The following is a 6,429-nucleotide window of genomic DNA, read 5'->3' as shown; positions in this document are numbered from 1 at the left end:
CCTCCAACACCCCAGCCAACGCCCCCCGATCACCCACATCACACCCCACCACCCGAACATCCACCGCACCCAACCCCACCAACTCCTCAACCAACCCACCAGCACCCACACTCCCCAACCCACGACGCCCCACCAACACCAAACGACGCACCCCACGCACCCCCACCAACCACCGAGCAACCACCCCACCCAACGAACCCAACCCACCCGACACCAACACCCACCCCGACGACACATCAACCTCTGGACGGGGCAGGGTGAGAACGAGCTTGCCGATGTGCTTGGCCTGGCTCATCGCGCGGAAGACGGCCGGGGCGCGGCCGATGGGGTGGGCGGCGACGGGGAGCGGGGTGATGACGCCGCGCGCCAGCAGGTCGACCAGGTCGCGCAGCATCTCGCCGATCCGGTCGCGGCCGGCCTCCATGAGGTCGAACGCCTGGTAGCGCACCCCCGGGTGGGCGGCGGCGACCGAGGCGGCGTCGCGGATGTCGGTCTTGCCCATTTCGAGGAACCGGCCGCCGTCGGCGAGGAGTTCGAGGGAGGCGTCAACGAACTCCCCGGCCAGCGCGTTGAGAACGACGTCGATGCCCCGTTCGCCCGCCTCGGCGGCGAAGGCCGTCCGGAAGCCGGTGGTGCGGGAGGACGCGATGCGCCGCTCGTCGATGCCGAGGCCGCGCAGCGTGTCCCACTTGCCCTCGCTGGCGGTGCCGTAGACCTCGGCGCCCCAGTGCCGGGCGAGCTGGGCGGCAGCCATGCCGACGCCGCCCGCGGCGGCGTGGACGAGCACGGACTCCCCCGGCTTCAGCCCGGCCAGGTCGCGCAGCGCGTAGTAGGCGGTGAGGAAGACCAGCGGCACGGAGGCGGCCCGCTCAAACGTCCAGTCGTCGGGCATGCGGGTGATCAGTCGCTGGTCGGTCACCGTGACGGGGCCGAACGCCTTGGTCATCAGGCCCAGCACGCGGTCGCCGACGGCCAGTCCCATGACGCCGGGGCCGACCTCGGTGATGACGCCGGCGCCCTCGCTGCCCATCACGGCCGGCCCGGGGTACATGCCGAGCGCGATGAGGACATCGCGGAAGTTGAGGCCGGCGGCCCGGACGGCGACGCGCACCTCGCCCTCGCCGAGGGGCTGTTCGGCCGCCTCCGGGGCGGGCACGAGCGCGAGGCCGTCGAGCGTTCCGGCGGTCACGCTGTCCAGCCGCCAGGTGTCGGCGCCGGGCGGCGGCGCCAGGGTGTCGTCGGTTGCCACCCTGGTCAGCCGGGGAACGAGGATGTCGCCCGCGCGCAGGGCGAGTTGGGGTTCACCCAGGGCCTCGGCGCCGGCGATGGCGCGCGGCAGCGCGACCGTGCCGCCGTGCTCACCGGGCAGGTCGAGGAGGGTGATCCGGCCGGTGTGCTCGGCCTGGGCGGAGCGCACCAGGCCCCAGACGGCGGACAGCGCCGGGGAGGCCGGCTCGGGGCCGTCCCCGGCGGGGACGGCGCCCCGGGTCACCACGACGAGGCGGGAGTCGGCGAGCCGTTCGTCGGCGAGCCAGGTCTGCAACGCGCCCAGCACCTCGGCGGTGACGGCGTGGGCGGCGGCGGCCAGGTCGTCGCCGGGTGGCGGCGCGCAGGGCAGCAGGATGCGGTCGGGGGCCGAGGTCTCGCCGGCCTCGACGGCGCGGCACAGGTCGGCGAGACCGGCGTGCGCGGTCACCGCGCCGGGGGCGCCGGACAGCGCGGCGGCCAGGCCCAGGGGGTCGGGTCCGGCCACGGCCCAGCGGGTGTCGGCGGACGGCACCGGCTGCTCGGGTACCGCCAGCGGCACCCATTCGACGCGGAACAGCGCGTCCAGGGCGCCGGGCCCGGGCCGGCTGAGCTGTTCGGCGGCGACCGGGCGCAGCACGACGGCGTCGACGGTGGCGACGGGGCCGCCCGCGGGGTCGGCGAGCGACATCGTGACCGTGTCGGTGCCGGCCGCGGCCAGGCGCATGCGCAGCGCGTGGGCGCCGGAGGCGTGCAGGGTCACGCCGCTCCACAGGAAGGGCAGCCGGGTCTCGCCGGTGTCGGCGAGGAAGTCGCCCGCGCGCAGGGCGTGCAGGCAGGCGTCCAGCAGGGCCGGGTGGAGGCCGAACCGGCTTGCCCGGTCCTTGAGTTCGTCGGGGAGGGCGACCTCGGCGTAGACGTCGGGCCCGAGCCGCCAGGCGGCGCGCAGGCCCTGGAAGGCCGGGCCGTAGCCGTAGCCGGTCTCGGCGGTGTCGGCGTAGAAGCCGGTGAGGTCCACGGGTTCGGCCCCGGCCGGGGGCCACTGCCCGGTGAGCCCATCGTCGGCGGGTGGGGCGGCGGGCAGCGCGGCGGCGAGCGTGCCGGTGGCGTGCCGGATCCAGGGGGCGCCGTCCCCGGCGTCCTCGGGGCGGGCGTGCACGCCGACGGGCCGGCGGCCGGTGTCGTCGGGGGCGCCGACGGACACCTGGACCTGGACGGCGCCGCGTTCGGGCAGCACGAGCGGGACCTCCAGGGCCAGTTCCTCGACGTGGCCGCAGCCGGCCTCGTCGCCGGCCCGAACGGCCCACTCAAGGAACGCGGTTCCGGGCACGAGCACGGCGCCCAGGACCTGGTGGTCGTTGAGCCAGGGCTGGGTGGCGGCGGAGATCCGGCCGGTGAGCAGCAGGCCGTCGGAGTCGGCGGGCCGCACGGCCGCGCCCAGCAAAGGGTGGCCGGCGGCGGTCAGGCCGAAGTCGGCCGGGTCGCCGGTGGCCGGCCCGGAGACCAGCCAGCGGTGCTCGCGCTGGAACGCGTAGGTGGGCAGGTCCACGATCCGCGCGCCGGTGCCGGCGAGGACGGCCGTCCAGTCCACGGCGGTGCCCGCGCAGTGCGCGCGGCCCAGGGCGGCGAGCAGCGTCTCGGTCTCGTCGCGGTTCTTGCGCAGCACGGGCACGGCCACCGGGGTCCGGCCGCGCTCAGGGGGCAGGCACTCCTCGGCCATGGCGGACAGCACGCCCTCCGGGCCGAGTTCGAGGAAGACGCGGATGCCCTGGCCGGCCAGCGCGGCGACGCCGTCGGCGAACCGGACCGGCTCGCGCACGTGCCGCACCCAGTAGTCGGCGGTGCCGATCTCCTCGATTCCGGCGGGGCGGCCGGTGAGGTTGGACACGAGCGCGACGGCCGGCTCGGTGAAGGTCAGGCCGGCCACGACCTCGGCAAAGTCGGCGAGCATCGGCTCCATGAGCGGCGAGTGGAAGGCGTGGGAGACCCGCAGCGGGCGGGTCTTGAGGCCCTCGGCCGTCCAGCGTTCGCGCAGGCCCGCCACGGTCTCGGCGTCGCCGGAGACGACGACGGACTCGGGGCCGTTGACCGCGGCCAGCGAGACCCGGTCGGCCATGCCCTCGATGTCCCGCGCGACCCGCTCCTCGGCGGCCCGGACGGAGAGCATCGCGCCGCCGCGCGGCAGGGCCTGCATCAGCCGGCCGCGGGCCGCGACCAGGGAGCAGGCGTCGTCGAGGGAGAGCAGCCCGGCGGCGTGCGCGGCGGCCACCTCGCCCACGGAGTGGCCGATGAGCGCGTCGGGCCGGACGCCGAACGATTCGACGAGCCGGAACAGCGCCACCTCGATGGCGAACAGCGCGGCCTGGGTCCAGGCGGTCTCATCCAGCGGGCCCTGTCCCGGGGTGGCTGTGGCGTCGAACACCACGTCGCGCAGCGGGCGTTCGAGCCGCGGGTCGAGCCGTTCGCACACGGCGTCGAAGGCGGCCGCGAAGACGGGGAACGTGCGGTACAGCTCGTGGCCCATGCCGGGCCGCTGCGCGCCCTGGCCGGTGAACATCAGCGCGGTCTTGACGGGGCCGCGGGCCGTGCCGCGGGTCAGCGTGCCGGACTCGCCGCCCTCCGCGAGCCGTTCCAGCCCGGCGAGCAGGTCGTCGCGGTCGCGGCCGAGGAGTACGGCGCGGTGCTCCAGCGTGGCGCGGGTGGCGGCCAGGGACACGCCGATGTCGGCCGTCGTCGCGGCGTCGCCGTCGGCCGTTGCATCGGTGAGGAACGCGTGGAGGCGCCGGGCCTGGGCGCGCAGCGCGGGCTCGCTCCGGGCAGACAACGACCAGGGCAGCACGGGCAGTTCGGCGGGGGCGGTCTCCTCGGCGGCGGTCGGCTCGGGGGCGGGCGGGGCCTGTTCGAGGATGAGGTGGGCGTTGGTGCCGCTGACGCCGAAGGAGGAGACGGCGGCGCGGCGCGGGCGGCCGGTGTCGGGCCAGGCGATGGACTCGGTGAGCAGCTCGACGGTGCCGGAGGACCAGTCGATGTGCGGGGAACGCTCCTCGGCGTGCAGGGTCTTGGGCAGCACGCCGTGCCGCAGCGCCATGACGGTCTTGATGACGCCGGCCACCCCGGCGGCGGCCTGGGCGTGTCCGATGTTGGACTTGATGGACCCTAGCCACAGCGGGCGGCCGTGGGCGCGTTCCCTGCCGTAGGTGGCCAGCAGCGCCTGGGCCTCGATGGGGTCGCCGAGGGAGGTGCCGGTGCCGTGCGCCTCGACGGCGTCGATGTCCGCCGGGGACAGCCGGGCCTTGGCCAGGGCCTGGCGGATGACGCGCTGCTGGGCCGGGCCGTTGGGGGCGGACAGGCCGTTGGAGGCGCCGTCCTGGTTGAGCGCGGAGCCCCGGACGACGGCGAGCACCTGGTGGCCGTTGCGCCGGGCGTCGGAGAGGCGTTCCACCAGCAGGAGGCCGACGCCCTCGCCCCAGCCGGTGCCGTCGGCCGCGGCGGCGAACGCCTTGCAGCGGCCGTCCCGGGCGAGCCCGCGCTGCTGGCTGAAGGAGATGAAGACGCCGGGGTTGTCGAGCACCATGACGCCGCCGGCCAGGGCCAGGTCGCACTCGTCCTCGCGCAGGGCCTGGCAGGCGAGGTGGAGGGCGACCAGGGAGGAGGAGCAGGCGGTGTCCACGGAGACGGCCGGGCCCTCCAGCCCGAGGGTGTAGGCGATGCGGCCGCTCATCACCGAGCCGGCGCCGCCGGTCATCAGGTGGCCCTCGTCGCCCTGGTCGCCGCCGGCGACCGACTGCCGCTGGTGGCCCTCGCCGTAGCCGAGGTAGTGCCCGCCGAGGAACACGCCGGTCCGGCTGCCGCGCAGGGCGGCGGGCACGACGCGGGCGCGTTCCAGGGTCTCCCAGGACACTTCGAGCAGCAGCCGCTGCTGGGGGTCCATGGCCAGTGCCTCGCGCGGCGATATCCCGAAGAAGTCGGCGTCGAACTCGCCGGCGTCGTGCAGGAATCCGCCCTCGCGGGAGTAGGTCTTGCCGACCGCGCCGGGCTCGGGGTCGTAGATGCTCTCCACGTCCCAGCCGCGGTTGACGGGGAACTCGCTGACGGCGTCGCGGCCTTCGGCGACGAGCTGCCACAGTTCGTCCGGCGAGGACACGCCGCCGGGGTAGCGGCAGCCCATCCCGACGATCGCGATCGGCTCCTCCTCCTCCAGCTCCCGCACGCGCCTTCGCGCCTTCCGCAGGTCGGCCGTGGCCCGCCTGAGGTAGTCGCGCAGCTTCTCCTCTTCGTTCATGTCACCGTTCACCTGTTCCGGTCACCTGTGGTGGGCGTGCGGGTTGTCAGGGGGTTTCGAGTTCGTCGTCGAGCAGGTCGAACAGCTCGCTGTCCGAGGCCGACTCCAAGTGCTCGTCGTCCGGGTCGCCCCGGCCGCCGCCCAGGTCCTGCCACTTGGACATCAGCGCGCGGAGGCGATGGGTGATCTCCTGACGGGCCGCCCGGTCGTCTGGGTCGACGGCCGACAGGGCGGCGTCCAGGCTCTCGATCTCGGCGAGCGCGGGGAGAGCCGGCGCGCCCCCCTCGGGCGTCAGGTCGTCGTGGAGCCGGTCGGCCAGCACCTCGGGGGTCGGGTGGTCGAAGATCAGGGTGGCGGGCAGGGCCAGCCCGGTCTCGGCGGTCAGGCGGTTGCGGAGCTCGACCGCGGTGAGCGAGTCGAATCCGATCTCGCGGAACGGCCGTTCGGGTTCGACCGTGTCGGCGCCTGTGTGGCCGAGGACCGCCGAGGCATGGCCGCGCACCAGGTCGAGCAGGAGGTCGCGCCGGGCGGGCGCGGACAGCCGGGCCAGCCGCGCGGCCAGGGCCTGGGCGCCGTCCGGCTCGATACCGGCCGCGGCGGCGCGCCGGCCGGGGGCCGGGCGGATCAAGTCCCGCAGCAGCTCGGGCGGTTCGGCCGAGCCGCCCTGGGCGCGCAGGCGAGCGAGGTCGAGGGCGGCGGGCACGAGCAGCGGCTCGCCGGCGTTCTCGGCCGCGCCGAGGAGGGCGAGCGCGCGGGGGGCGGGCATGGGCAGCAGGCCGCCGCGGGCCATGCGGGCGCGGTCGGCGTCATCCAGAGCACCGGCCATACCGCCTTCCTGCTCCCACATCCCCCACGCCAACGACACACCCGGCAACCCCAACGACCGCCGATACGCCGCCAAC

The 6,429-nt window shown here is 75.6% G+C and carries 2 protein-coding genes; both read right to left on the bottom strand.

All coding sequences use genetic code 11. The features are described 5' to 3' along the window. A partial coding sequence (locus RM590_RS35225) for a polyketide synthase (RefSeq protein WP_311708896.1) occupies positions 1-5,527 on the bottom strand: 5,527 nt, incomplete at its 3' end. A 46-nt stretch (positions 5,528-5,573) separates the two neighbouring features. Further along, positions 5,574-6,353 (bottom strand): acyl carrier protein, encoded by a 780-nt coding sequence (locus tag RM590_RS35220; protein ID WP_311708895.1) that lies wholly within the window; start codon positions 6,351-6,353, stop codon positions 5,574-5,576. Positions 6,354-6,429 lie beyond the last annotated feature (76 nt).

The sequence above is a fragment of the Streptomyces litchfieldiae genome (genome assembly GCF_031845365.1).
Classification (GTDB): Bacteria; Actinomycetota; Actinomycetes; order Streptomycetales; family Streptomycetaceae; genus Streptomyces; species Streptomyces litchfieldiae.
The sequence above is the reverse complement of the archived record's forward strand: the minus strand, read 5'-3'. Positions and strand labels throughout refer to the sequence as shown.

Excerpts from the sequence above, each read along its gene's own strand:
- RM590_RS35220 (WP_311708895.1), bottom strand. The coding sequence starts at position 6,353 with ATGGCCGGTGCTCTGGATGACGCCGACCGCGCCCGCATGGCCCGCGGC.